Raw genomic sequence first — 24,410 nt, forward strand, 5'->3', positions numbered from 1 at the left:
GAAAACCACGTCAGTGTGGCAGGAGCACACCCGGGTTGAGCAGGCCCGCCGGGTCCAGGGCGGCCTTGATCCGGCGCATGGCCGCGATCTCCTCCGGGGTACGCGACAGCGCCAGCCACGGCGCCTTGGCCCGGCCCACGCCGTGCTCCGAGCTGATGCTGCCCCGGTGCGCGGCGACGAGGCGCAGTACGGCGTCGGTGACCTCCTCGGCGCGCTCCCCCGCGTCCAGCACGTTGACGTGCAGGTTGCCCTCGTTGAGGTGCCCGAAGAGGATCGCGCGGGCGGCGGGCGCGACCGCCGTCACCGCGCCGGGCAGCTCGGCGACCAGCGTGGACAGCTCACCGAGGGGTACGCACACGTCCAGCTTGGTCGGCACGCCGGCGGCGCTGATCGCCTCGGTGTGCGCCTCCCGGTACGACCACAGCCGGTCCAGCCCGGCGCGGTCCGAGGCCACCGTGGCGTCCTCGACCGCGTCGCAGGTCGACAGCAACTCCAGCACGTCGTCGGTCGGGTCGGTGCGCCCCGCGCACTCCAGCACCACGTACGCCCCGGCGGGCTCGGTGAACGGCGCGGGCAGCTTCGCGTAGGACCGGACGAGGTCGAGCCCGTCCGGGTAGAAGATCTCCGCCGCGGACAGCGCCGCCAGCCGCGCGCGGGCCGCCGCGAGCAGGTCCAACGCCGCGTCCGTGCCGGCCACCGCGACCAGGGCCACCACCCGCGCCGGCAGCAGGGGTACGAGCTTGAGCCGCGCCCGGGTCAAGATGGCGAGCGTCCCCTCGCTGCCGGCGAGCAGCTGGTTCAGGTCGTATCCGGTGTTGTCCTTGGCCAGTCCGGTCAGCCGGGTCAGCACGGTGCCGTCGGGCAGCACCGCCTCCAGCCCGGCGACCTGCGCGCGCATGCTGCCGTGGCGCAGCACCCGGATGCCGCCCGCGTTGGTGGCGATCATCCCGCCGACCGTGGCGGCCGAGCGGGCGGCCAGGTCGACGCCGAAGTCCAGCCCGGCGGCTCGGGCGTGCGCCTGAAGTTTCTCCAGGGTCACTCCGGCCTCGACGGTCACCTGGGCCTCGACGGGGTCGACCGGTTCGATCCGGCCCAGTCGGGTGAGGCTGAGCAGCACCTCGCCGCCGGCCGGTACGCCGGCGCCGACCAGGCCGGTGTTGCCGCCCTGGACGACGATCGGGGCCCCCGCGGCCGCGCACGCGCGCACCACCGCGGACACCTCCGCGGTGCTGCCCGGCCGTACGACGCAGCGCGCGCTGCCGGTGAAGCGGCGGGTCCAGTCGGTCTCGTACGGCGCCCGCAGGTCACCGTCGACGAGCACGTGCGACGGGCCGACGATCCCCCGCAGTTCGTCTTCCAAATCGCTCACGACAGGACCCGCAGCCGGATGGTCTGCTCCATCGCGCGCAACCGGGTGAGCACGTCCTCGGAGTAGTCCACGCCGACGTCGGTCAGCAGGTAGCCGTACTCGCCGCGGGTGGCCAGCAGCTGCCCTTCGACGTTCACCGTGTGCTCGGCCAGGATGCTGTTGACCTGGGCCAGCACGCCCGGCGTGTTGCGGTGCACGTGGGCGATCCGGTGCGTCCGCGGTGACTGCGGGAGCGCGATCGTCGGCAGGTTCACGCTCAGCGTCGTGTTGCCCTCGCTGACGTACTGGGCCAGCTTGTTAGCCACGAACCCGCCGATGTCGGCCTGGGCCTCCTCGGTCGACCCGCCGATGTGCGGGGTGAGGATCACGTTGGGCAGGCCGCGCAGCTCGGACTTGAACTCGTCGCCGCGGCCCTTCGGCTCCTGCGGGAACACGTCGACCGCCGCGCCCGCGATGTGGCCGCTCCGCAGGTGCCGGCGCAGCGCCGGGTAGTCGATGACGAAGCCGCGGGACAGGTTGAGGAACAGGCTCCGGGGGCGCATCCGGGCGAACTGCTCCTCGCCGAAGAAGCCGCTGTTGCCGGGGCGGCCGTCGACGTGCAGGGTGACCGTCTCGGCCACTTCCAGCAGCTCTTCCAGCGTGTCGCAGCGCTTGGCGTTGCCGAGGGCGAGCTTGTCGGCCGTGTCGTAGAAGTACACCCGCATGCCCAGATTTTCGGCCAGCACCGACAGTTGGGTGCCGATGTTGCCGTACCCGACGATGCCGAGCGTCCGCCCGCGGACCTCGTGGCTGCCGGTGGCGGCCTTGTCCCACACGCCGTCGTGCATCGCGGCGTTCTTCTCGACCACGCGGCGGGCGAGCATGATGATCTCGGCCAGCGCCAGCTCGACCACGCTGCGGGTGTTGGAGAACGGCGCGTTGAAGGCCGCGATCCCGGCCCGCGCGGCGGCCGCCAGGTCGATCTGGTCGGTGCCGATGCAGAAGGCGCCGACGCCCAGCAGCTGTGCGCCCGCCGCCAGCACCCGCTCGGTCACCTGCGTCTTGGACCGCACACCCAGCAGGTGTACGCCCTGGACGCGCTCGATCAACTCCTCCTCGTCGAGCGCGTTCGGAACGGACTCGACGACGCAGCCCGCGGCATGCAGCCGCGACACGGCGTCGGGGTGGATGCTCTCCAGGAGCAGGGCGCGCATCTTGTCGTTGCCGACCATGATTTCCATTTCAGTCCCGGGCTCCTCGGCTGAAAAGCCCAGGTCAGATCGTAACCGGGTGGCCAGGGCCGTCCGCGGCGGTCAGGCGGCGTCCCGGTCCTCGGTCAGCAGCGTGACCAGCGCCACCCCGGCCGGCTCCAGGCCGTACAGGACCCGCCGGCCGGCCCGCCGCCGATGCACCACACCGGCGGCGTGCAGCGCCGCGAGGTGTTCGGAGACCGTGCTCGGCGCCAGGCCGAGCGCAATGGCCAGCCCCGCCGTGCTGGCCGGCGTGGTCAGGGCGCGCAGCACCGCGGCCCGACCGCGGCCGAGGAGCAGCGACAGCCGGTCGGCCGGCGCCGGCTCCGCGTCCGGCGGACCATCCGCGAGTACGGCGGCGCCCCGCGCCTGGTAGGTGACCTTCACGATGTCGGGGTGGTCGGTCGAGCACATCAGCGCGCCCCGCGAGAAGATCAGCGGAACGAGCAACAGCCGCTGGTCGACCGCCGAGAACGCCTGGTCCAGCGGCTTGACCAGAGTCAGCACCGGCCGTTCCCAGCGCACCCGCTCGTGCAGGCCGGACAGCAGCGCGTCCGGCCCGTCGGCGGCCAGCGCCCGCGCCCGCAGGAGCACCTCCTCATCCAGCGCCGCGCGCATCGCCGGCCAGTGCGGTGCGACCGCCGCGTCCCAGTACGCCCGCAGCGCGCCGGCCAGCCGGTCGAGCGCCCGCACCGGCGCGTCGCGGAAAGGCGCCAGGAAGCCGGGCACCTCATCGGGATAGTGCTTCGCCAACTGGTCCGCGATCACCTCGACCGGGGTGGCGCGCAGCGCGGCCAGCTCCTCGTCGATCGTGGGAGCCGCGGAGGGCGGGATCGGGCAGAAGAAGTCCGGCGACCGGGAGCCCAGCCGGGAGTACAGGTCGAGCGGCGCGGTGGCCGGGTCGGTGCGCAGGACCCGCCGGGCGTGGGCGGCCCACCGCTGGTACGGCCAGGGCACGCCCTCGGGGTTGCGGTCCAGCAGGTAGAGCCCGCAGACGACCTCGCTGAGCGGGCTGATCGCGATTCGCGTACGGGCCAGCGTCGGCTCGTCCAGCTCGATGCGAATCACCGGTAGAGCCTAACGGGTCAGGATTCGGTGAATCCCGAATGCGTTTCGGCCCCCGCCAAACCTGCCTACCGTGCCGGCCATGGGCGAATACGCGATCGAGGCCGACGGGTTGCGGCGGACGTACCGGAGCAGGACGGGCTGGCTGCGGCCCCGACGCGTCGAGGTGGAGGCGGTGCGCGGGATCGATTTCGCCGTGCGGCGCGGCGAACTCTTCGGGCTCCTCGGACCCAACGGCGCCGGCAAGACCACCACCATCAAGCTGCTCAACACGCTGCTGATCCCCACCGCGGGCCGGGCCCGGGTCTGCGGCTTCGACGTGGTCACCCAGACCCGCGAGGTGCGCCGCCGGATCGGGTACGTCTTCGGCGGCGACCGCGGCCTCTACGACCGGCTCTCCGGCCTGGACAACCTGCGCTACTTCGCCGAGCTGTACGCCGTGCCGCCGCGCCAGCAGCGCGAACGCATCGGCTACCTGCTGGAGCTGGTCGGCCTGACCGGACGCGAGTACGAACGGGTCGAGGGGTACTCGCGCGGCATGCGCCAGCGCCTGCACATCGCGCGCGGGCTGCTGCACTCCCCCGAGGTGCTCTTCCTGGACGAACCGTCGATCGGCGTCGACCCGGTGGCCGCGCGCGAGTTGCGCCGCACGGTCACCAACCTGACCGCGGGCGGCACGACGGTCCTGCTGACCACCCACTACATGGCCGAGGCCGACGAGCTGTGCGACCGGGTCGCGGTCATCGCGGACGGCCAGATCCGGGCGCTCGGCACGCCGGCCGAACTGAAGCGGGACGCGGACACGCTGGAGGACGCGTACGTGGCGATCGTGGGCGCCGCCGCATGAGCACGCTGCGCCTGATCGCGGTCGGTGGCCTGCTGCACGCGAAGCACCAAAGCCGGTCCACATTGGAAATCACCATCGCCCTGCTGGTGCCGTTGGTGCAGGCGACGCTGGCGGTGTACCTGTTCCGGGCCGGCACCGAGCCGCATCGGCTGCTCGAAGCCGCCGTCGGCGCCGGGCTGATGGGCGTGTGGTCGTCGGTGCTGTTCGGCTCCGGCGGGGCGATCCAGAACCAGCGCTGGCAGGGCACCCTGGAACTGCTGGTGCTGGCCCCGCGGCCGACCGCGCTGGTCATCCTGCCCATCACGCTGGCCACGGCCCTGACCGGCACGTACGCGATGGTGGCCACGCTGCTGTGGGGCCGGCTGCTCTACGGCATCCGGCTCGAGTTCGCCGATCCGTTCGGCTTCGCGGTGGCGGCACCGGCGTGCGTGATCGGCCTCGGCATGTTCGGCCTGCTGCTGGCCGCGACGTTCGTGCTGATGCGCAACGCCAACGCGCTCGCCAACACCCTGGAGTACCCGATCTGGCTGGTCTCCGGCATGCTCGTGCCGATCACCGTGCTGCCCGGCTGGACCACCCCGATCGCCGCCGTGCTGCCGACCACCTGGGGCGCACGGGCGCTGCGCGAGGCGGTCACCGGTTCCGGCCCGGTCTGGCCGTCGCTGGCCATGTGCCTCGCCATCAGCCTGGTCTGCCTGGCGCTCGGCGCGGCCAGCATGTCCTATGTGGAACGCCGGGCGCGCGCCGCCGCGACCCTGGCCCTGGCCTAGGAGGCACCGTGCTTCGCTTGATCGGCACCGGCGGCGTGATCGCCTACCGGGCGCTCTTCAACTGGACCAGCCCGCCGATGTTCGTCGGCACCCTGCTCGTGGGACCGCTCTTCCAGCTCCTCTTCTTCGCGTACCTGGGCCGGCAGCTCGGCGTCGCGGACGACCGCTTCTACATCGTCGGCAACGCCGTGCTCGCCGCGACGCTGTCCTGCGTCTTCGGCGGCACGATGGCGGTGGCCAACGAGCGCCGCTACGGCACCCTGGGTCACGTGCTGCTCGCCCCGCGCAGCCGTACCGCCATCTTCCTCGGCCGGGCCCTGCCGTACGCGGGAAACGGCGCCCTCGTCGCCGCGTTCACGCTGGCCGGCGGCGCGTTGCTGCTCGGCCTGCGGCTGCCGGTGGCGGCCCTGCCCGGCCTGCTGCTGACCCTCGCGATCGCCGGCCTCTCCTGCGCCTTCTTCGGCCTCACGCTCGGCGCGATCGGGCTGCGGTTCCGCGATGTCTGGCTGGTGTCGAACCTGTCGGTGGCCTGGCTGCTGCTGCTCACCGGCGTCAACGTGCCGGCCGAGCACCTGCCCGCCGGCATGCGGATCGCCGGCCAGCTGCTGCCGATCACCCACGCCGCCGAGGCCGCCCGCCGGCTCACCGCCGGCGACGGGCTGGCCGCCGCGGCACCCGCCTTGGGCGCCGAATTCACGGTCGCCATCGGGTACGCCCTGCTAGCCGCCGTGCTGCTCCGGTTCTTCGAGGCCGAAAGCCGCCGCCGCGCCTCCCTCGATACCTTCTAGTGTCGAACTGGCGGGGATCCGGATGTGTCAATCCGGTCGGCGTCGGGCAGACTGTCGTGAGTGGAGGATCGACAACTGTTGGGCGGCCGGTACCGGTTGGCGGACCAGATCGGCCAAGGCGGCATGTCGGTGGTCTGGTCGGCCACCGACCTGGTGCTGCGCCGCGAGGTCGCGGTGAAGGTGCTGGCCGGCCCGCTCGCCGCGGATCCCGGCGCCCGCCTGCGTATCCAGGCGGAGGCGCGGGCCGCGGCCAAGCTTTCGCATCCGCACGTCGCCGCCGTGTACGACTTCGGTGAGTCGCCGGACGAGGATGGCCAGCCGGTGCCGTTCGTGGTGATGGAGCTCTTGCACGGTCCTACGCTCCGGTCCCGGCTCGCGGACGGTCCGATTCCCGTACCGGAGGCGCTGCGATTGTGCGCGGAGGTGGCGAGCGGCCTCGCCGCCGCGCACGCCGCCGGGCTCGTGCACCGGGACGTCAAGCCGGCCAACGTGGTCCTCACCCCGTCCGGCGCGAAGGTGGTCGACTTCGGCATCGCGGCCGCCGTGGGGCCGCTGGACGACCTGGACGAGGACAACCGGTACGTGGGCACGCCCGCCTTTCTCGCCCCCGAGCGGCTGACCGGCGGAGACGTCACGACGGCGTCCGATGTGTACGCCCTCGGCCTGCTGCTGTACTTCGTGCTCTCCGGCCGGCTGCCGTGGCAGGTGGAGACCACCACGCAGATGCTGAAGGCGCACGTGTACGTCGAGCCGAAGCCGCTCCCGTCCCTGCCGGGCGTGCCGCCGCAGGTCGTCGACCTGTGCCGCCAGTGCCTTGCCAAGGAGCCCGACGACCGGCCGTCCGCGGCCCAGGTCGCCGAGATCCTCGCCGGCGTCGGCGCCGGTGGTGACGCGCCCCCGGTCGCCGTCCCGCGCGAGCGTGGCCGCCGCCGTACCGCGCTGCTGACCATCGCCGCCGTGTCCGCGGTGGTCGTCGTGGCGGCCGCCAGCCTGCTCGCCGACCCGGCCGGCATCACGGGCGGCCCCGAGACGGAGGTATCGGCGCAGGATGGCGGCGCGGCCGATCCGTCGGCGACACCCACCGGCGCGGGTACGCCGCCGCCCCGAGCATCATGGCCAGGCTCGCCGCCGATCGTCGGCACCCGCGACACCACCCGGCCCGGCGCGACGGCGACCACGGGCGGGCCGCCGGCCGGTCCCGGCGGGCCGGGACCGGGACCGTCCACATCGGTCGAGTCGACCGCGACCGCGGCCCCGGAGCAGCGGACGTTCACCTCGGAGGGCGGCACGGTGGTGGCGGAGTGCGTCGGCACGCTGGCGCACGCGGTCAGCTTCGAGCCCGCGGAGGGCTATTCGGTCCAGAAGGCCGAAGTGGGTCCCGCCGCCCTGGTGCGGATCTGGTTCAAGATCAAGCAGCCGGTCAAGATGAACATCCGCTGCGTCAACGGCGTACCGACCCTCGACGGCTGATCAAGGCTTTCTGCGTCGATCAAGGGCGAATGGTCGTGGATGGGAGATCGAACCACGACCGTTCGCCCTTGATCGGCGGGCAAGCCCTTGATCGGGGGCACGCGGAGACGGCGACGCACACCACCGTCCCCGGGCGGCGCTCGGCCGTTGTCCCTGGGGTCTTGTGCCACGGGGCTGGCAGCGCTGGTCGGGGGTTTCGGCGAGCGCCAGCGAGCCGCCGACCTGCGCGGTGCCCGCGGGAGCATGCGGCCCGCAGGTGACGCGGGCCGGGGCATATCTGCCCGGACAAACCCCAGACGCCGCCTGACCCCAAACCCAAACCGTCTCTAGATCTACTTGTTGGCGTCGGTCACGTCTTGGACGTGCTTTTCCTTTGGACTCCACGTCGTCTTCACGATCGGAGTCCTACCCGAGCGCCAGCGTGCTAGAACCGGGGCTCGGCGGTGCTTCCCCGTACGACGAGGAACGTCTCCACCACGGTTTCGCCGGGTTTCAGGTCGGGCTCCTTCACCCGGCGGATGGCCGCTTCGACCGCGGCGACACCCATCAGCTCGGGGTCCTGCCGGACGGTGGTCAGGTCGACCGAGGACAGGCGCGCGATCGGGGCGTCGTCGAACCCGGTGACCGAAATGTCCTCGGGCACCCGTACGCCGTTTCGCACCAGTATCTGCAGGACCCCGACGGCCGCGTGGTCGTTGGGCACGACGACGGCGGACGGCAGCGTCGCACGCCGAAGCAGCGTCCGCGCCGCCGCCGAACCGGCTTCCTCGAAGTAGTCGCCCCTGGTGTAGTCGCCGGCCGGGGACAGCACGTCGGCGGCCAGCCCGAGGCGGTTGATCTCCTGGTCGTAGCCGCGGCGGCGCAGGACCGCCGCTGGCATGGCGGCCGGATCCACGAACGCGATCCGCTCGTGCCCGAGCTCGGCCAGGTAGGTCACCACGCCGGCGATCCCCTTGTCTCCGGAGGACCGCACGACGTCGTAGTACGCGTTGCGCTTGCCGTAGCCCACGTCGACGACCGGCACCGGACTGCGCCGGCTGACCGCGCGCAGGCCGGCGTGGTCCAGGTTGGAGCCGATGACGATCACGGCGGCGCACCGGTGGCCGAGCAGCTCCTCGACCGCCTGGTTGGTGCTGCGCGTGGCGGTCTGCGCGCTCAGGATGACGTCGTATCCGCGGGCCGCGGCCGCCGGGTAGATGTGCTCGACGATTTCCAGCTCGGTGGAGTGGGCGGGCGCGAAGATGACGCCGAGGTCGGCGCTGCGCGCCCGCCGCAGCGACCGGGCGCCGACGTGCGGGCTGAAGCCGAGCTGCCGGGCGGCTTCCCGGACCCGTCGCCGGGTCTCCTCGCTGGCACCCGGTGCGTCCCGCAGCACCAGGGAGACCAGCTGCCGGGAAACGCCGAGATGCGCCGCGATGTCGGCCATCGTCGGCTGGCGCCGGCCTCCGTCGGCCGATTCGGCGTTGTCGCTGCCCATAGCCCTAGCAGATTAGCTCGTCGATGGTCTTCCTCATGAACGTTGCCGACTCCCGGGCACGGTCTTCCCAGGCGAACACGCACGAGGTCATGACGTTGTCCGCGCCGTCGGCGAAGCCGAGCCGGTCCAGCGTCCCGAAGAACGCCGCCCAGTCGACCTCTCCCTGCCCGATGTCCAGATGCTGATGGACACGCGCGGTCGAACCGGGCGGGTTGACGATGTACCGCAGCCCCGACGACGCGGTGTGGTCGAACGAGTCCGCCAGATGCAGGTGCGTCATCAGCGGCCCGGCGTGCTCCATGATCTGGACCAGGTTGCCGCCCATGTGGAACGTGTGCGGCGCGCAGTACAGGAAGGACACCAGCGGCGAGTTGATCCCCCGCACCATGTCCACCGCGACCAACCCGTCCTCCACGAAGTCGTCCGGATGCGGCTCCAGCCGCAACTGCACGCCCTCCCGCTCGAAGTGCGGCAGCAGCTCCTCCATCGACCGCCAGAACATGCCCTCGCTGCGGCTGGCCTGCTCCGGCCGGCCGTTGAACTCCGAGTTCATTACCCGGCAGTCCAGGTCCACGGTGATCTGGATGGCCCGCTTCCAGTACCGCACCGCGGCCTGCCGCTCCTCCTCGTCCGGCCCGGACCACCGGTACAACGGCAGGTGCGAGGCGATCCGCACACCGGCCGCGTCCAACGCCTTCTTGAACGCCCGGACGGTGCCGTCGTCCGCGCGGGGTGCAGGAAGAACGGGGTGAAGTCGTCGCGCGGCGAGAGCTCGATGTACTCGTACCCCAGGTCCGCCACCAACGCGGGAAGCTCCAGCAGCGGCGTCGTCCGGAACATGTACGGGTCAAGTGCGATCTTCATGGGTGCTGGCCTCCGGCGTAGATGGCGGGCTTCTCGATCAGGTCCACCGCGACCCGCTCACCGCTGTGCAGCGCGTCCACCGCGGCGTCGCAGACCACCTGGGCCGCGTAGCCGTCCCAGGAGCTCGGTCCGGTCGCGCCGGCGCCGGCGGAGACGGCGTTGATCCAGTCTTGGAGTTCGCTGTCGTAGGCGTCGATGAAGCGCTCGCGCCAGTCCTGCGGCACCGCGCCGGACGCGGTGCCCCCGCGGCGCAGGACGACCTGCCCCCGGTCGGCGAGCGCGGCCGTGCCGTCCTCCCCGACCACCTCGCCGCGGATGTCGTAGCCGTAGCGGATGTTCACCGAGGTCTCGACGCTGACCAGCACGCCCGAGGTGGTTTCGAGGATCATGAGCAGCGGGTCCTGGAGGTCGCCGCCGTGGCGGTTGCGCCGGGGCGCGAGCACCTGGACGCCGGTGAACTCCTCCGCGAGCAGCCACCGCGCGACGTCGAAGTCGTGGACCGCGGTGTCCACGATCGCCATGTCGGTGGTGTAGGAGTCCGGCACGCCGGGGTTGCGGTGCCCGGAGTAGTACATCAGCGGCGCACCGATGGTGCCGGCTTCGATGACGTTCTTCAGCCCGCGGTACGCGTCGTCGTACCGTCGCATGAAGCCGACCTGCACCAGCCGGCGGCCGGCGGCGACCTCCGCGTCGATGATGTTCCGGCAGGCCCGCTGGGTGGTGGCCAGCGGCTTCTCGCAGAAGACCGGCTTGCCGGCGGCGATGCCGGCCAGCACGTACTCCTCGTGGGTGGGTCCCCACGAGGTGACGAGGACGGCGTCGACGTTCTCGTTCCCGATCACGTCCTGACCGGTGGCGTGCACGGTGGCGTCCTTCAGCCCGGCCGCGACCTGCTGCGCCAGGTCGGCGCTGAGGTCCGTGACCGCGGTGACGTCCGCGCCCGACAGGACCTGGGTGATCCGGCGGATGTGGTCCTGGCCGATCATGCCGGTGCCGACGACTCCGACTCGTACGCTCCCGCTCATAGGTTCCCTTTCTCAGTAAGGCCAGCGGCGGACCGGGCCGAGCCCACAGCCGACGTAGTAGCCGGCGGTGCGGGCCCCGATCGGCAGCGGGATGTGCGGCTCGACCGGGTAGAGGTCCTGCTCGATGACGGCGAAGAGCTCGCGGTCGAGCCGGCCCAGGGCGTCGAGCAGCGGCGGCATGTCGGGCTCGCCGTACGGCGGCTCGCACATCACGCCGAGCTTGACCGCGTCCGACAGCGGCAGGTTCTCGGCCAGCGCGCGGGCGCGCACCACGGGATCGACCTGCTTGAGGTGTACGTAGGTGATCCGCTCGGGGAACCGTTCGATGATCTCGATGTTGTCGCCCTCGCAGTAGGCGACGTGGCCGGTGTCCAGGCAGAGGTTGACCAGTGCCGGGTCGGTGTCGCTCAGGAAGCGCTCGATCCGGACCTGGGTGTCGACGTGGGTGTCCACGTGCGGGTGGAAGACCAGCTTGACGCCGTACTGCTCGTAGATGACCTTCGCGAGCACGTCGGTACCGGTGACCAGGTTCGTCCACTGCTCAGGGTCGATGTCCCCGGCCTGCGTCGCCGCACCGGTGCGCATGTCGGTGTACTGCTCGGGCAGGTGGACCAGGTACTCGGCGCCGAGCGCGGCCAGCAGGCGGGCCTCCTGGCTGAAGGCGACGATCGCCGCCGCCAGCGCCTCCTTGCCCTTGTGCAGGCCGGCGAACACGGTGCCGCCGCAGACGGTGAGCCCGCGCGCCGCCAGTTCCTCCTTGAGCCGTACGGGGTCCTGGGGCAGGAATCCCTGCGGGCCGAGCTCGGTGTGGACATAGCCCACGCGGGCGATCTCGTCCAGGTACGCGTCCCACGTCACCTGGTGCGGATCGCTGGGGAACCACACTCCCCAGGAGTCGGGCGCGGTGCCGAGCCGCAGCTTCGACAGATCGGTCATAGCGGTTTGCCCTCCCGGTGACGCCGTACGCCTTCCGCCCCCTCGACCACGGCCGCGGTGAGCTCCTCGACGCTGGTCTCGTCGCGCCGGACGTCGAGGATCTTGCGGCCGTGGTTCATGACGATGTGCCGGTCGCAGACCTTGTACGCGTGGTGCAGGTTGTGGGTGACCAGCAGCGAGCTGACCCCTTCCGCCTTCAGCGCCACCAGGTAGCTCAGCAGCGCCTCGGTGGCCCGGACGGCGAGCGCGCTGGTCGGCTCGTCGAGGATCAGCAGGGAGCGCTTGAAGTGGACGGCGCGGGCGATGGCGACCGCCTGGGCCTGGCCGCCGGACAGCGAACCGACGAGCTGCTTGGCGCTCTTGATGCCCTCGATGCTGACGACGCTGTCGAGGATCTCGGTGGCGATCTCGTCCATCTTCTTGAGCTTGAGAAAGCCGAGGCGGTTGGTCAGCTCCCGCCCCGCGAAGATGTTGCGGGTGATGCTCATCGTGGGCACGAGTGCGGAGTCCTGGAAGATGGTCTCCACGCCTCGGCGTTCGGTCTCCGGCCGGGTCACGCGGCCGAGTTCCTCGCCGTCCCAGTAGTAGCTGCCGGAGCTCATCGACAGGACACCAGACATGATCTTGACGAGCGTCGACTTGCCGGCGCCGTTGTCGCCGAGCAGGCCGACGACCTCACCGCGGCCGATCTCGATGGACACGTCGTCGAGTACGGTGTTCGGACCGTACCTCTTGCTCACGCCCTGAAGCGCCAGGAGTGCGGGCATGGTCACGTCGCCTTGCCTTCCATGAGCTTGTTGAAGACCGCGGCGATCACGATGCTGACGCCGACGAAGAGCTGCACGTAGAAGCCGGGTGCCTTGCCGATGATCAGGCCGTTCTCGATGGTGCGGATCAGCGCCGCCCCGACGATCATTCCGAAGATCGTGCCCTTGCCACCCGTGAGCGAGCAGCTGCCCACCACGGCGGCCGCGATGGCCAGCAGGGTGTACTCCTCCGTCGTCGCCGGCTGCATGCCCGAGGTACGAACGGCGATGAGGACCGAGGCGGTGCCGGTCATCAGTCCCATGAACGCGAACGCCTGCAGCTTGACCACGTTCGGTTTGATCGAGACCGCCTTCGCGGCCGCGACGTTGCCGCCGACGGCGTATATCTTGTTGCCCAGGCGGTGGCGGTGCAGCAGGAACCACGCGGCGACGCCGATCAGGAGCAGCCAGACGATCTGTGACCGGAAGTAGCCGTAGTCGCCGGCGAAGAGCGATACGAGCGTGTCGGTCCGCACCCCCGGGGCGAAGACGGCGGGGGTCAGCCCGTTGACGAAGATGCTGGCGCCGGTCCAGAAGAACGCCATGCCGAGCGTCGCGATGAACGAGGGGATCCCGGTCAGGACGACGATGAGCCCGTTGACCACGGCGATGGCCACCGCGCTCGCCACGGCCGCGACGAAGGCGATCGGCCAGCCGTACTCGTTGGCGGTCCGGATGAAGACGACCGCGGACAGTCCGATGACGGCTCCGATCGAGAGGTCGAACTCCCCCGCGATCATCAGCACGCCCGCCCCGATGGCCAGAATCCCCAGCACCGGGATGCTCTGGGAGAGCACGCCGGAGAGGTTGTTCTCGTTGAGGAACGGAAACTCCGCCGGGCTGACGAGCGCCGCCGTGACGAACGCCAGCAGGATGGCGCCGTACACGATGCTGATTTCGAGCGCGCCTCGCCCGCGCAGGTAGTAGGCGTTCTCTTTGAGCCGCCCAAGGGTGATGGTCATCGCGTTCTCACATTTCTTGTCGTGGGCAGTGGAGTGGGCCGGCCGAGGCAAGGGCCGGCCCGCTCCCGCACTCGCGGTGCGCTACCAGCGCACGCCCTGGAGGTCGGACTTCTCCAAGAGCTCCACATTGGACTTGTCGATCAGCGAGTTGCCACCGGAGTTGATGTTCGCCGGCGACAGGCCGAAGTCGAGGAACAGCGCGGCCTGCATCACGGTCTGGAAACCCTGGATGTAGCCCTGCTGGTCGGCGGTGGCGATGATCCGCCCGGACTTGATGCCCTCGATCACCTGCGGCGAGGTGTCGAAGCCGACGATGGGGGCCTTCACCCCGGCCGCGTCCTCCGCCGCGACGAGGTTCCGGTGCGGCGTACCGCCGAGGGGGACGACGGCCTTGACGTCCTTGTTGGCGCCCAGCCACGTGGTCAGCGCGTTGAGCGCCTGCTCGTCGGCGCCGGACGTGCGCAGGTAGGTGCACTTCACGCCGGCCTGCTTCAGCACCGACTCGACCCCGCCGCCGCGCTGGATGGCGTACTGCTGCTGCGGCTCCTCGGCCGGGCACAGGACCTTGTCGCCCGCCTGGAGACTGACCTCCTTGACCAGCCGCTCCCCGACGAGCGCACCGACCTCGAAGAAGTTCTGTCCCACGAATGCCTTGACACAGCTCTTCGCCGCATCGGCCGGCGGGACGTTGAACGCGAACACCGCGATGCCGGCCTTGTCCGCCTCACAAGCCGCGTTCTCCCACGCCGGGTCGTTGAACGGGACGAACACCGCCGCCGGCTTGGTCGCGATCGCCGCACCGATGAGGTCGGTCATCTTGCCCGTATCGCCCTCGGCGGTCTGATCCGTGATGGTCAGGCGCCCCAGCTGCGCGGCGTCCTTCGCGCCGCTGACCATCTGGTTCCAGAAGGCGTCGGCACTCGGGTTGTAGAACGTGAAGAAGTAGGCCGCGCGGTTCTGCGCGCGGCTGCCGAGGCCGTCCTTGAGGCCCGTCCCGTCGGCGCTTTCAGCGGTGTCGGAGCAGGCGCTGGCGAGCAACAGGAGGGCCGCGGTACCAACGCCGGCGGCGACCCGGCGCCACCGGCTGCGAGAAGTAGTCACATGAGGCAAGAGGTTCACTTCCTCTCGGGGAGCGCGCCTGGTGGCGCTCGCCACATGTAACTAGCACGTGCTAGTCTTTGTCAACACTTTGTTAAGACAAAGAACCAGGGCGGCGATCACGAGATGTAGTGCAAGATCACATTGTGTACGTGGTGCGCCTTCTGCGCGCCGCGGAACTCCACCTCGTACGTGTGCGTGCCCACGTTGATCGCGATTGCGCCGGTGGAGAAGAACTCGCCGCCCCACGACTTGTTGCTCACCACGCTCACGCTCGTGATCTTCGAGTACGGGATGCTGGTGATCGCGAACTTCTTACCCATGAACGACTTGTCCTGGATGATCACACGCCGCGTCGTCAGGCCGATGAAGCCGGTCCCCGTGCCGACCGCGTCGTACACCGCGATGACATCCTCGCCGTCCAGCAAGCCGCTCTGGATCTGTCGAAGCTGCTCGCGCCGATCGTGGATAACCTGCTGCGCCATGAGATCCACGGTAACGGCGCACCGCCAACCCCGCCCGTTAGTCAGGTCGAGGGGGTGGGGGCCGCGTTGACAGCTGCGACAAGTCCGTCGAGTTGGCCGCGGATTCGAGCGGCGGTGAGGTGGTCGAAGTAGTCGCGGGAGCTGACAATCTCGCCGTCGCGCACGCGGAGCACGAAGATGCCGGGCAGAACGAACGGCTCGCCAGTGTCGGCGACGGTGCCCTGATACTCGAACTCGGCGACGATGACCTCAGGGTCGGCGGTCTCGTGGATGGTGATGTTGGCCGCCCGGCGGTGCAGCCGAGGACTGGCGCCGGTTGGCCGGAAGTGCTCGCGAAGCTCGTCGCGGGTACGCAACGCCGGGGCGCGACGCGGGTCGAACGGGTGCATGACATGGGTCTGCTCCGCGTATAACCAGGGAAGCTCGTCCCAACGACCCTCCGCAACGCCGTTCACGAGTGCGAGGAAGACCTCTCGCGGGCTAAGGGGTCGACCCATGGGATTCTCCTATACGATCCGGAGTGTCGACTCCGATTATATGGAGTCGACACTCCGGATATCAAGCGGACGAAGGAACGATGAGTACCTCAGGCATGGGCCAGACCGGCGGCCGGCGGGTGCGACGCGTCGATGCGCAGGCCAACCGCGGCCGCATCCTGGACGTCGCCGAAGAGGTCTTCGGCAAGGGCGGCGAGTCCGCGTCGACGGAGGAGGTGGCCCGCCTGGCCGGGGTCGGCATCGCCACGGTCTTCCGCCACTTCCCCACCAAGGCGGCACTGCTGCAGGCCGTTCTCGTCAGGCGGTTCGATCGCCTACGCGAGCAGGCCGAAGCATTGCTCGACACCACGGATCCCGGCACCGCGTTCTTCGACTTCTATCGCCACCTCGTCGCTGACGCGGCAACGAAGATCGCCATAGGCGAGGCACTACTCGACGCCGGCGGTGACAGCGACGGCGAAGCCGCTCAGGCATCCAACGGACTACGCCGAGCCGTCGGCGCACTTCTGCGGCAAGCCCAGCAAGCCGGCGCCGTCCGAGACGACGTCGAACTGCCCGAGGTCTACGCCTTGCTGGTTGCCACATCCCGAGCCGCCGCACACACAGACCTCGACGACGAGGTGAAAGCCCGCGCGCTCGCCATCGTCTTCGACGGCCTCGCGCCCCAACCCGTCACCCGGTCAGGATGACCGCCTGCGGCACCAGGCTGACGGACGCGCCGGTGGCGCTGGTGACGCGCACCGCGCCGGCCACCGTACGTACCGGCGTGAGTGTCTGGCGCTCCGGTCCCGCGGCGGTGTTGAGCACCGGGTCGGCCGGCGGCTTCGAGTCCGGCGGGAACACGGCCAGCCGGGCGGGGCCGTCGCTCGACGCGCTGACCGCGAGCAGGACCGCGGTGACGCGGTCGGCCGGTACGCCGTCGATGCCGGCCGGCGGGATCACGGTCACGTCGGTCTGCTTGCCCGCCACCACCGGTACCGGCTCCCCCGCGCCGGGCTTGACCGGAACCACCAGGCCGGCGACCTGGCTCGCCGCCCCCTCGCCGGTGACGTACCCGACGAGGTTGGCGGTGAGCAGCTCGCCCGCCTGATAGTGCAGGCTGACCTTGCCGTCGGTCACCGGCACGACCAGGAAGCCTTCCCTGGTACGGTCGGCGCCGCTGGTCGCCATCCAGAACACCCGTTGATCGAGCTTCTTCGCGCTGTCACCGAGCGCGACGAACCCGCCCCGACGGCCCACGTCCGCCGAGATGTGCAGCAGGGCCGCCCCGATCGTGCCCGCCTTGCGCACCGCCGGTACCCGGGACAGGTCGATCGTGGCGTCCTTGCCGTCGGTGTCGGGCACGAGACGCAGCACCTGGGTGGGTGGGACGACGACGATCCGCCCGGACGTCGCCTCCTCCACGGGCTGAAACGCGCCGACCAGGTTCACCAGCAGGTGCCCGCCGCCACCGGTACGCGCCAGCGCTTCGCCGTCGGAGCCGACGCCGACCACGATCGTCGCGCTGCGCTGGGCCCGCGCCGCGGGCACCCGCAGCGCCGTGACCTGACCGGCCTGGGTGTCGATGGTGACGGCGCCGGGACCGGTCGCCGCGGTCAGCGACACCTCCAGCAACAGCGCACTGGCGCCCGCCGGGAGCGCCGGCAGCTTCAACGGCGCCGAGGCGCCGGGGGCCAACGGACGGCCGCCAGCACGCCGGCTGTCCAGCAGGGTGACGGGCCCGAGCAGTTCCAGCCGGGTCGATCCGGGTACGGCCCCGGTGGTACCCGCCGGGAGAGCCAACGTACGCGGGTCCAGCGCGCTCTCCGCCGCGTCGGCCTGATCCGCGGCGGTGGCGCCGATCAGCCGCACGCCGACCACCACCGCCGCCGCGGCCAGGATCGAAGCCAGCACGTACACGCCAATGTGGACGATCAAACGGCGCGACACACCGCGGCGTCGTTCCGCGTCGGCGACGGTCACCCGCACCGATCCAGGTCGCCGAGACGTCTTGTCCGGCATCGCAGCCTCCCCTTTAGAGCATTGTCAGGACCGTGTCAGCCACCCGTGATTCGCCGCCGAGGCGCCGGACGGTTCGTCGAAGGCGTCGTCGGGTCCGACGCGCTGCACCGCCCAGCCGTCCTCCGCCGCCAGGGGCATCGCGCGGACGGGCTCCGCCGCCCGGGGCATCGTGTAGGCGGGCTCCGGCGCGCGGGGCATTGCCTGGACGGGCTCCGCCGCGCCATGGTCCGCCGGCTGGAACGTGGCGAGCGCCGCACCGATCGCGTAGCCGACCCGGTGATCGGCGGCCGCCGGGGTGAGCCGCGCGTCGATGCGAACCTCGACGGTGGCCAGGAGGGTGGCCGCCCGCCCCGCCGTGACGACCCAGCCCTGGGCCAGGCCGGCACGCGCGAGCAGCACGGCGCTACCCGGCAGCACGTCGCCCGCCGGCAGCGCGGGGTCCAAAACGACGGCCAGCGGGCTCCAGCGGGGTAGCCGGAGGCGGCGGCGGACCCGTACCAGGCTCCGGCACGCCGCCGACAGCGCCCGTACCGGGGCCGCGCCGCCGGCCCACAGCTCGGCCGGCAGGTCCACACTGGCCAGCGCGGCGAGCCGCAGCGGATCCGGGCGGACCACCGCCAGCACGGCTTCGTCGAACGTCAGGCACACGCCCACGCCGGGGCTGTTCATCGGACACCTCCCACCGGTACCGCGTCCGGCTCGGCCGGGGTGGCCACCAGCGCGACCTGGATCTGGGTCAGCCCGCCGGCGTCCACCAGGTACCCGCGGCCGGGCAATGAGCGCAGTTGCTCCCGGGGCAGCCGGGTGCGCAGGATCTCACCGTCGTCCGGCGCCGGCCGCAGCAGCAGGCCGGTTCGGGACATGGTGATCGCGCGCTGCCAGTTCCGCATGCCGCGGAACGCCTCGCCGCGACCGGCGACGATGACGTGCGCGGCCGGTTGTGCGGCCGGTACGAGGCGGTCCAGTGCCGCCGCGGCCGCCGGTCCCAGCGCCTCCACCCCGTCGACCAGCAACAGCGCGGGTCCCTCGGCCGGCCAATGGCGCAGCTCCTCGAAGGACCCCACGATCTCGGTCGCCTCGCCGGGCTGCCACGTCGCCGGGTCCGGCGTGACGACGCAGACCGGCGCCTGGGGTTCGCTCATCCGGGCCGCGGCCGCGAGGACCCGGAGCGCCGTCGTCCGGCCGCTCGTGGGCGGCCCGGCGACGACGGCGTGCATGCCGGGCGCCAGCTCCAGCGCCGCCACGGCCAGGTCGCGGTAGTAGCGGCCGATCCCCAGCCGCCACGTTCCGCCGATGGTGGTCGAGGCGCCGAGCACGTCCGCGGCCGGTACCGTCTCGGGCAGGACACCGACCGCCGGCGTGGCGGCGGCGTCCGGGTGCCGGCCGGCGACGCGGGCGGCGGCCGCGGCCAGCGCTGCCGCGCTGCCGTCGCCGTAGCGGCCCAGGGTGAGCTCGTGGCGGGCCTGCAGGTCGATGGCGCGCAGCCCACGCAGCTCCGGTACCTCCCGCGCCCGCAGTCCGAGGGCGGTGTAGCTCGCGGGATCGGCCAGCCGCAGGCACAGCTTGGTCGGCAGCTGGGTCAGGACCCGGCCCGGGACGGCGCGCTCGTGGGCGGCCGACAGCAGCAGCCGTACGCCCAGCGGGCCGCCGTCGCGCAGCAGCCGCTCCAGCCGCGCGGTGACCTCGGGCAGCCCCGCCCGTTCGGCCGCGTCGATGACGGCGCCCCACCCGGCGACGACCAGCACGATCTCCGGGGCGTCGTCCCGGCGCTCGCCCCTGCGCCGCCCCAACTCGGCGTCGAGCCAGTCCAGGATCCGGGACAGCCGTTCGGCGTCGTCCACCCCGACGGCCGCCGCGACGTGCGGCAGTCCGGCCAGCGCGGTGAGGCCGCAGCCGGAGCCGTCGAGGATGAAGATCTGCAGCTGTTCCGGTTGCCGGCTCCGGGCCAGGCCCAGGCACGCGGTCGCGAGGACCGCGGTGGTGGCCGCCGCGTCGGCGCCCAGCACGAGGGCGCCGCCGGCCTCCGGCTGCCACCACCACAGGTCGCTGCGCTGCTCGTCCGGCAGATCCACCAGACCCAGCGGTACCGGTGGCGCGTCGCCCGTACCCTCGCTGTCCCCGCGGTCCGGCAGCGTCCACGCGTCCACGACGTCCGGCAGCGGCGCCGGCCATGGCACCCGCGGCGGTTCGCAGCCGACCCGCTCGACCGCGTCGACGGTCGCGGCGACGAGCGCCTGCAGGTCGGTCGGCGCGTCGTCCGGCGCCGGCGGGCGGGCCTGCTCCGCGACCGCACCGGTGCTCGGCGCCAGCTCGAACAGGCCCACCTCGATGCGGTCCCCGCCGTTGCTCACCGCGGGCGCCGACACCAGCGCCGACTGGAGGGCGACGATCTCCCCCGCGCCGAACCGCACGTACCCGCGTCCGGGCCGGCGCCGGTCCAGGTCGGCGGCGTGCCGGGTGCCGATGACGTCGCGCGAGTCGGTCTCGTCCTGGACCCGCAGCGCCACCCGGAGGTTGGTGTTGGCCCGGATCTTGCCGTCCACCACGCCCTGCGGCCGCTGCGTGGCCAGCAGCAGGTGGATGCCGAGGCTCCGACCCCGCTGGGCGACGTCGACCAGTGCCGACAGGAAGCCGGGCAGCTCCACGGCCAGGGTGGCGAACTCGTCGATCACGATGACCAGCCGCGGCAAGGCCGGCGATGGGGCCAGGTAGTCGCGCAGGTCGCTGACGCCGGCCTCGCGCAGGCGCCGTTCCCGGTGGCGCAGTTCGGCGCGCAGGCAGCGCAGTGCCCGGGCCGCCAGATGCTCGTCGAGGTCGGTGACCATCCCCACGGTGTGCGGCAGGCCGGCGCACGCGTCGAACGCCCCGCCGCCCTTGAAGTCGACCAGCAGGAAGGTCAGCTGGTCCGGCGAGTACAGGCAGGCCAGCGACGCGACCAGGGTGCGCAGCAGTTCACTCTTGCCAGCGCCGGTGGTGCCGACGATCAGCCCGTGCGGGCCGTCGGAGAGCAGGTCCACGGTCAGCGGACCGCGCTCGGTGACACCCAGCGTCGCCCGCAGGCCATCCACCCCGCGCCGCCACAGGCCGGCGATCGTCGGCGCGTCGAGTGCCTCGACCGGGCGGCCCAGCCCGTCGGGTCCGCTGGCCGCCGTGAGCAACTGGTCCACCAGCCGGGCCTGGTCCGGGAGCAGGGCCGCCGGCACGGCCTGCTCCGGGTCTGTCCACCGGGCCAGCGCGCGGCCGGCGCCGGTGCAGACCGCCGGCGTGGCCTGGATCGGATGGAGGTTCACCACCCGCCCGCCGGTCACCGCGTCGGTGAGCGTGGCGGTCGTGACCCCGGTGGCCGTACCGATCTCCATGATGCTCTGGCACACCGACGGTAGCCGGCGCGTCGACGACGCCACCACGATCGCGCGCCCACCGCGCAGGCGACCGAGCAGCGCGGCCACCGCACCGGTCAGCAGCCGGTCACCGTCCACGAGCACCACTGTCCACGCTGGACCGCGCGGTCGGTCCCGACCGGCGCCGTTCCCCGCGGTGACCGTGACGGACGCGACGGACGTTGCGGTGGCGGGCGGGGCGCCGGCGGCACCAGCCAGCGAGGACAGCAGCGCCGCGGCCGCGTCGGGGTCGGTGGCCAGCCGGGCCGAGCCATCGTCGCTGGTCAGGTGCGGCAGCCACTTGGCCCACTCCCATTCGGGCAGCAGCGCCGGCTCGACCAGCAACGCGAGGCTGAGGTCGGCCGGGCCGTGCCGGGTGACCAGGTCGAGCACGACGGCGGCGGCCGACCGGCGGGCGCCACCGTCGTCGGCACCGACGACACCCAGGCCGCCCCGCTCCCGCAGGTCGACCAGGATCGGTACGTCGACCAACCGGCTCCGCTCGGCCAGCGCCTCCGTCAACGCGGCCACCGTCCGCAGCGCGTCCGCGGGGCGCGCGAGCTCCGGCCGCCACGGCAGGTCGCCGATGCCGACGCAGACCCGCAACTCGTCCGGGTCGCCGGGACGCACCTGCCACAGCTCGCCGCCGGTCACGCAGCGGCGCCTCAGCTCGCCCAGGTCCGGGTGGGCGGCGCGCGCCGCCGCGGCGACCGCCATACGGACCGCGTCGAGGTCCTCGGCGAACCGTGCCGCGGCTTCGGCCGACTCGGCGGCGATCCGGCGGGCGTCCTTCCGCGCCCGATACTTGCCCTCGATCCAGCGGGCCAGGCCCATGAGCGGGGTCATCGCGGTCATGATCAGGAAGAACGGGCTGAACATGAGCGCCATGGCCACGCCGATCGGCAGGGGCGCGAGCATGACCAGCCACGACATCGGTATCGGCGACGCTCCGGGCGTCGGCGGCGGCGGGACCTGGACCTCGGCCGGAGGCGGCGGCGTGGCCATCCGCGGCGTACGGATCAGCGGTATCCGCCCGTGCGCGTCGGCGTCGGCCTGCGGCACCCGGTCGGCCCGCTGCCGTGGCCTCGCGGGCGCGAGCCGGAAGACGGCCTCGCCCACCGTGAGCACGCTGCCCGGCCCGCATTCGGCCGCCTCGCCGGCCGGCAGGGGTCGCCCGTCCAGCCGGACCGGGCAGGCGTCCGGGTCGGCGTCGTCGGCGACCGGCTCGGCCACGCACCCGCCGTCCCGGTCCACCTCGATCCGCAGCACCGGCCGGCGTACCCCACCGAACGCCAGGCCGGCGGGGCCGCGGCCGAGCAGGTAGGCGCCGGGGCTCAGGCCGAGCGTCACGCCGCCGTCGGGGCCGGCGACCTCGACGAGGTCGACCACCGCGGGCGGGGCCTTCCGGGCGGGCGCGGTTCGCGTACGGGACGGCGGCACCGTGAGCACCGATCCGGCCCGCAGCGGCAGGTTGGCCAGGAACGCGTCGGGTGCCACCAGGAACCCGTCGAGGTCGACCGGCCGGCGGGGGCCCAGGTCCCCGACCTGCTCCGGGAAGCGTCGGGCCAGTGTGCCGAGCAGCTCAGCGACCGTACCGTCGGCGGCGAACGCCTCCAGTGTCACATCGGTCGTGCTCGCGGCCCTGACGCTCAATCGCATGCCGTGCCCCTCCGCCGATATGGTGCTCTCGCGCGGTGTTCGTCATCACGCCCACGAATGGTTCGCGGTCTCAGCGAGAATTATCTGTGTTGATGTGACGCGGTGGTATGTTTCGCGCATTCGTCTCGTATGGTTGGGGCCGTGTCGACCCGCATGCCACCAGAGGCCGCGAGCGTCCGCGAGCAGACGCCAGCCCGTGTGGACCGACCCGACGACGTCGCCGCCGCCACCCGGGTCCGGTTCCGGGACGGGGACCCGGAGGCGCTCGGCGAGGTGTACGACCGGTACGGCCGGGCGGTGTGGGCGGTGGCGATGACCGTCACCCGCGCCGACCACCTCGCGCAGGAGGCGGCGCAGGAGACCTTCATCCGCGCCTGGAAGGCCGCCTCCACCTACGACCCGGAGCGGGACCTCGGTCCGTGGTTGCTGTCGATCGCCCGGTTCACGGCGCTCGACCTGCTACGGCGTGAGCTGCGGCCCACCCGCGGCGGGCACGAGGCCGAGCAGGACGCCGTCGTGGAGTCACCCGGGATCGACCGGGCCTGGCTGGCCTGGGCCGTCCAGGAGGCGCTGGGCCGGCTCTCCCCGGACGAACGCGAGATAATAAGGCTGTCGTTCTACGAGGACCTCACCCACACGCAGATCGCCGAGCGGCTCGACCTCCCCCTCGGCACCGTGAAGTCGCGTTCACACCGGGTCTATCGCCGGCTCGCGGAGCTGCTTGCCCACGTACGGGATAATCCGGACCCCGACGCGGTGAACCGGAAGGGGCCCTCGGACCGAACTACCAAGAAAGCCAGCGACGCCGACGACACAGTGAGGAGGGGCCGGTGAACACCGACGCCGACACCGGGCCCGCCGCCGAGGATGCGCTCGTCGAGCGGCTCGCCGGGTACCTCGAACAGCGCGCGACCGGCGACCGCACGGAGACCGACACCGACGCCGACGACCGGGATGAGGCGCTGTTCGCGGCGCTCACCGAGTCGCTGACGGCCGCCCACACCTGGGCCGAGCCGCCGGCCGGCATGCGTGACAACATCCTCGCCGCCGTACTCGCGCAGCCCGCACCGGCCGGTGAGCCGGCAGCGGAGGCCGCGGTCACCATCGAGGACACCGCCGAGCCGACCGAGGTCGAGGACACCGGCGAGCCGTCGCCTCCGCCGGTCCCGGTCCGCCGCCGGCGGCGGTGGTCGCTCGGGTGGTTGGCGCCGCGGCCGCGCCTGGCCTGGGCGGTGCCGATGGCGGTGCTGGTCGCCGCCGTGTACGCCGCCGCGGTGCTCGCCGCCGACCGGGCGCTGCAGCCGGATCCGCCGCGCGGCGAGCGGTACGTCGCGACGGGCACCGAGCTCGCCCCTGACGCCACCGCGACCGTGTCGATACGGGACACCGGTTCGGGATTCTCGATCGTGGTCACCTTCGACCACCTTCCGGCGGCCGCGCCCGGCTCGTACTACGCCGCCTGGCTGCGCGGTCCGGCCACGTCGGTGCCCATCGGCTCGTTCCACGAACGGCGCCCCGGCACCCCGGTCGAGCTGTGGAGCGGCGTCGATCCCAAGGCGTACGACACCTTCGTGATCACCCTGCAAACCGAGGGTGCACCGCCGACGCCGTCGGCGCTCAAGGTGATGATCGCCCCGCTGACACCCTGACACGTCAAGCGCTGACAGCCCCAGATACGTCGC

22 protein-coding genes are annotated in these 24,410 nt (G+C 72.1%); 7 read left to right on the forward strand and 15 right to left on the reverse strand.

Going from position 1 to position 24,410, the window contains the following annotated elements; all coding sequences use genetic code 11:
• Nucleotides 1-10 precede the first annotated feature (10 nt).
• The 3 genes from Prum_RS01585 to Prum_RS01595 all read right to left on the reverse strand — a co-directional run bounded on the left by Prum_RS01585 (nucleotide 11) and on the right by Prum_RS01595 (nucleotide 3,666).
• Nucleotides 11-1,369, reverse strand: coding sequence for an FAD-binding oxidoreductase (locus Prum_RS01585; protein WP_218576946.1), 1,359 nt, complete (start codon nucleotides 1,367-1,369; stop codon nucleotides 11-13).
• A complete protein-coding gene (gene serA / locus Prum_RS01590) occupies nucleotides 1,366-2,589 on the reverse strand; it encodes a phosphoglycerate dehydrogenase (protein ID WP_345541621.1) in 1,224 nt (407 codons plus the stop codon). The genes Prum_RS01585 and serA overlap by 4 nt, the downstream gene beginning before the upstream one ends.
• A 72-nt stretch (nucleotides 2,590-2,661) precedes the next feature.
• Nucleotides 2,662-3,666, reverse strand: a complete 1,005-nt coding sequence (locus Prum_RS01595; protein WP_173073319.1) for an ArsR/SmtB family transcription factor — start codon at nucleotides 3,664-3,666, stop codon at nucleotides 2,662-2,664.
• 79 nt (nucleotides 3,667-3,745) lie between these two features.
• Between Prum_RS01595 and Prum_RS01600 the strand changes: the two genes are divergently transcribed.
• The 4 genes from Prum_RS01600 to Prum_RS49065 are packed head-to-tail and all read left to right on the forward strand — an operon-like array spanning nucleotide 3,746 to nucleotide 7,538.
• On the forward strand, nucleotides 3,746-4,510 hold the full coding sequence (locus Prum_RS01600; RefSeq protein WP_246277577.1) for an ABC transporter ATP-binding protein: 765 nt from the start codon (nucleotides 3,746-3,748) through the stop codon (nucleotides 4,508-4,510).
• Nucleotides 4,507-5,280, forward strand: a complete 774-nt coding sequence (locus Prum_RS01605) for an ABC transporter permease (protein ID WP_173073321.1) — start codon at nucleotides 4,507-4,509, stop codon at nucleotides 5,278-5,280. Before Prum_RS01600 ends, Prum_RS01605 begins: the two co-directional genes overlap by 4 nt.
• An 8-nt stretch (nucleotides 5,281-5,288) precedes the next feature.
• Nucleotides 5,289-6,068, forward strand: a complete 780-nt coding sequence (locus Prum_RS01610; RefSeq protein WP_246277578.1) for an ABC transporter permease — start codon at nucleotides 5,289-5,291, stop codon at nucleotides 6,066-6,068.
• A 60-nt stretch (nucleotides 6,069-6,128) separates the two neighbouring features.
• Nucleotides 6,129-7,538, forward strand: coding sequence for a serine/threonine-protein kinase (locus Prum_RS49065; protein WP_246277579.1), 1,410 nt, complete (start codon nucleotides 6,129-6,131; stop codon nucleotides 7,536-7,538).
• A 424-nt stretch (nucleotides 7,539-7,962) separates the two neighbouring features.
• Here Prum_RS49065 and Prum_RS01620 read toward each other — a convergent pair whose 3' ends face one another.
• The 9 genes from Prum_RS01620 to Prum_RS01660 all read right to left on the reverse strand — a co-directional run bounded on the left by Prum_RS01620 (nucleotide 7,963) and on the right by Prum_RS01660 (nucleotide 15,688).
• Nucleotides 7,963-9,015, reverse strand: a complete 1,053-nt coding sequence (locus Prum_RS01620; protein WP_173073326.1) for a LacI family DNA-binding transcriptional regulator — start codon at nucleotides 9,013-9,015, stop codon at nucleotides 7,963-7,965.
• Between the two features lie 4 nt (nucleotides 9,016-9,019).
• A complete protein-coding gene (locus tag Prum_RS01625; RefSeq protein ID WP_246277580.1) occupies nucleotides 9,020-9,706 on the reverse strand; it encodes a sugar phosphate isomerase/epimerase family protein in 687 nt (228 codons plus the stop codon).
• A gap of 169 nt (nucleotides 9,707-9,875) precedes the next feature.
• The gene (locus Prum_RS01630) at nucleotides 9,876-10,904 is read right to left on the reverse strand and encodes a Gfo/Idh/MocA family oxidoreductase (RefSeq protein WP_173073328.1); all 1,029 of its coding nucleotides are present in this window, start codon (nucleotides 10,902-10,904) and stop codon (nucleotides 9,876-9,878) included.
• A gap of 12 nt (nucleotides 10,905-10,916) precedes the next feature.
• Entirely contained in the window at nucleotides 10,917-11,840 is a 924-nt protein-coding gene (locus Prum_RS01635; RefSeq protein WP_173073330.1) for a TIM barrel protein, read from the reverse strand.
• Nucleotides 11,837-12,580, reverse strand: a complete 744-nt coding sequence (locus Prum_RS01640; RefSeq protein ID WP_218576947.1) for an ATP-binding cassette domain-containing protein — start codon at nucleotides 12,578-12,580, stop codon at nucleotides 11,837-11,839. Before Prum_RS01640 ends, Prum_RS01635 begins: the two co-directional genes overlap by 4 nt.
• Nucleotides 12,581-12,609: 29 nt before the next feature.
• A complete protein-coding gene (locus Prum_RS01645) occupies nucleotides 12,610-13,608 on the reverse strand; it encodes an ABC transporter permease (protein ID WP_173073333.1) in 999 nt (332 codons plus the stop codon).
• 81 nt (nucleotides 13,609-13,689) lie between these two features.
• Entirely contained in the window at nucleotides 13,690-14,709 is a 1,020-nt protein-coding gene (locus Prum_RS01650) for a substrate-binding domain-containing protein (RefSeq protein WP_173073335.1), read from the reverse strand.
• Between the two features lie 116 nt (nucleotides 14,710-14,825).
• On the reverse strand, nucleotides 14,826-15,191 hold the full coding sequence (locus Prum_RS01655; protein WP_173073343.1) for a PH domain-containing protein: 366 nt from the start codon (nucleotides 15,189-15,191) through the stop codon (nucleotides 14,826-14,828).
• A 41-nt stretch (nucleotides 15,192-15,232) separates the two neighbouring features.
• A complete protein-coding gene (locus Prum_RS01660; RefSeq protein ID WP_173073345.1) occupies nucleotides 15,233-15,688 on the reverse strand; it encodes a nuclear transport factor 2 family protein in 456 nt (151 codons plus the stop codon).
• Nucleotides 15,689-15,783: 95 nt separating this feature from the next.
• Here Prum_RS01660 and Prum_RS01665 point away from each other — a divergent pair, with 95 nt between their 5' ends.
• Nucleotides 15,784-16,377 (forward strand): TetR/AcrR family transcriptional regulator, encoded by a 594-nt coding sequence (locus Prum_RS01665; RefSeq protein ID WP_218576948.1) that lies wholly within the window; start codon nucleotides 15,784-15,786, stop codon nucleotides 16,375-16,377.
• Here the strand turns inward: Prum_RS01665 and Prum_RS01670 are convergent.
• The 3 genes from Prum_RS01670 to Prum_RS01680 are packed head-to-tail and all read right to left on the reverse strand — an operon-like array spanning nucleotide 16,361 to nucleotide 22,728.
• Nucleotides 16,361-17,689: a hypothetical protein gene (locus tag Prum_RS01670; protein WP_173073347.1), complete on the reverse strand. Its 1,329-nt coding sequence runs from the start codon at nucleotides 17,687-17,689 to the stop codon at nucleotides 16,361-16,363. The genes Prum_RS01665 and Prum_RS01670 overlap by 17 nt on opposite strands.
• Nucleotides 17,690-17,713: 24 nt before the next feature.
• Nucleotides 17,714-18,358, reverse strand: a complete 645-nt coding sequence (locus Prum_RS01675) for a hypothetical protein (protein ID WP_173073349.1) — start codon at nucleotides 18,356-18,358, stop codon at nucleotides 17,714-17,716.
• Nucleotides 18,355-22,728: an FtsK/SpoIIIE domain-containing protein gene (locus Prum_RS01680; RefSeq protein ID WP_173073350.1), complete on the reverse strand. Its 4,374-nt coding sequence runs from the start codon at nucleotides 22,726-22,728 to the stop codon at nucleotides 18,355-18,357. The genes Prum_RS01675 and Prum_RS01680 overlap by 4 nt, the downstream gene beginning before the upstream one ends.
• Before the next feature lie 141 nt (nucleotides 22,729-22,869).
• On the opposite strand from Prum_RS01680, the gene Prum_RS01685 reads away from it, so the two are divergent.
• Both Prum_RS01685 and Prum_RS01690 read left to right on the forward strand, forming a co-directional pair.
• Nucleotides 22,870-23,562: an RNA polymerase sigma factor gene (locus Prum_RS01685; RefSeq protein ID WP_173073352.1), complete on the forward strand. Its 693-nt coding sequence runs from the start codon at nucleotides 22,870-22,872 to the stop codon at nucleotides 23,560-23,562.
• A complete protein-coding gene (locus tag Prum_RS01690; protein WP_173073355.1) occupies nucleotides 23,559-24,377 on the forward strand; it encodes an anti-sigma factor in 819 nt (272 codons plus the stop codon). The genes Prum_RS01685 and Prum_RS01690 overlap by 4 nt, the downstream gene beginning before the upstream one ends.
• Nucleotides 24,378-24,410: the final 33 nt, after the last annotated feature.

The organism is Phytohabitans rumicis (assembly GCF_011764445.1).
Lineage (GTDB): Bacteria > Actinomycetota > Actinomycetes > Mycobacteriales > Micromonosporaceae > Phytohabitans > Phytohabitans rumicis.

Excerpts from the sequence above, each read along its gene's own strand:
- Prum_RS01635 (WP_173073330.1), bottom strand. The coding sequence starts at position 11,840 with ATGACCGATCTGTCGAAGCTGCGGCTCGGCACCGCGCCCGACTCCTGG.
- Prum_RS01670 (WP_173073347.1), bottom strand. The coding sequence starts at position 17,689 with ATGCCGGACAAGACGTCTCGGCGACCTGGATCGGTGCGGGTGACCGTC.
- Prum_RS01645 (WP_173073333.1), bottom strand. The coding sequence starts at position 13,608 with ATGACCATCACCCTTGGGCGGCTCAAAGAGAACGCCTACTACCTGCGC.
- Prum_RS01665 (WP_218576948.1), top strand. The coding sequence starts at position 15,784 with ATGGGCCAGACCGGCGGCCGGCGGGTGCGACGCGTCGATGCGCAGGCC.
- Prum_RS01605 (WP_173073321.1), top strand. The coding sequence starts at position 4,507 with ATGAGCACGCTGCGCCTGATCGCGGTCGGTGGCCTGCTGCACGCGAAG.
- Prum_RS01680 (WP_173073350.1), bottom strand. The coding sequence starts at position 22,728 with ATGCGATTGAGCGTCAGGGCCGCGAGCACGACCGATGTGACACTGGAG.
- Prum_RS01600 (WP_246277577.1), top strand. The coding sequence starts at position 3,746 with ATGGGCGAATACGCGATCGAGGCCGACGGGTTGCGGCGGACGTACCGG.
- Prum_RS01620 (WP_173073326.1), bottom strand. The coding sequence starts at position 9,015 with ATGGGCAGCGACAACGCCGAATCGGCCGACGGAGGCCGGCGCCAGCCG.
- Prum_RS01660 (WP_173073345.1), bottom strand. The coding sequence starts at position 15,688 with ATGGGTCGACCCCTTAGCCCGCGAGAGGTCTTCCTCGCACTCGTGAAC.
- Prum_RS01655 (WP_173073343.1), bottom strand. The coding sequence starts at position 15,191 with ATGGCGCAGCAGGTTATCCACGATCGGCGCGAGCAGCTTCGACAGATC.
- serA (WP_345541621.1), bottom strand. The coding sequence starts at position 2,589 with ATGGAAATCATGGTCGGCAACGACAAGATGCGCGCCCTGCTCCTGGAG.
- Prum_RS01630 (WP_173073328.1), bottom strand. The coding sequence starts at position 10,904 with ATGAGCGGGAGCGTACGAGTCGGAGTCGTCGGCACCGGCATGATCGGC.
- Prum_RS01675 (WP_173073349.1), bottom strand. The coding sequence starts at position 18,358 with ATGAACAGCCCCGGCGTGGGCGTGTGCCTGACGTTCGACGAAGCCGTG.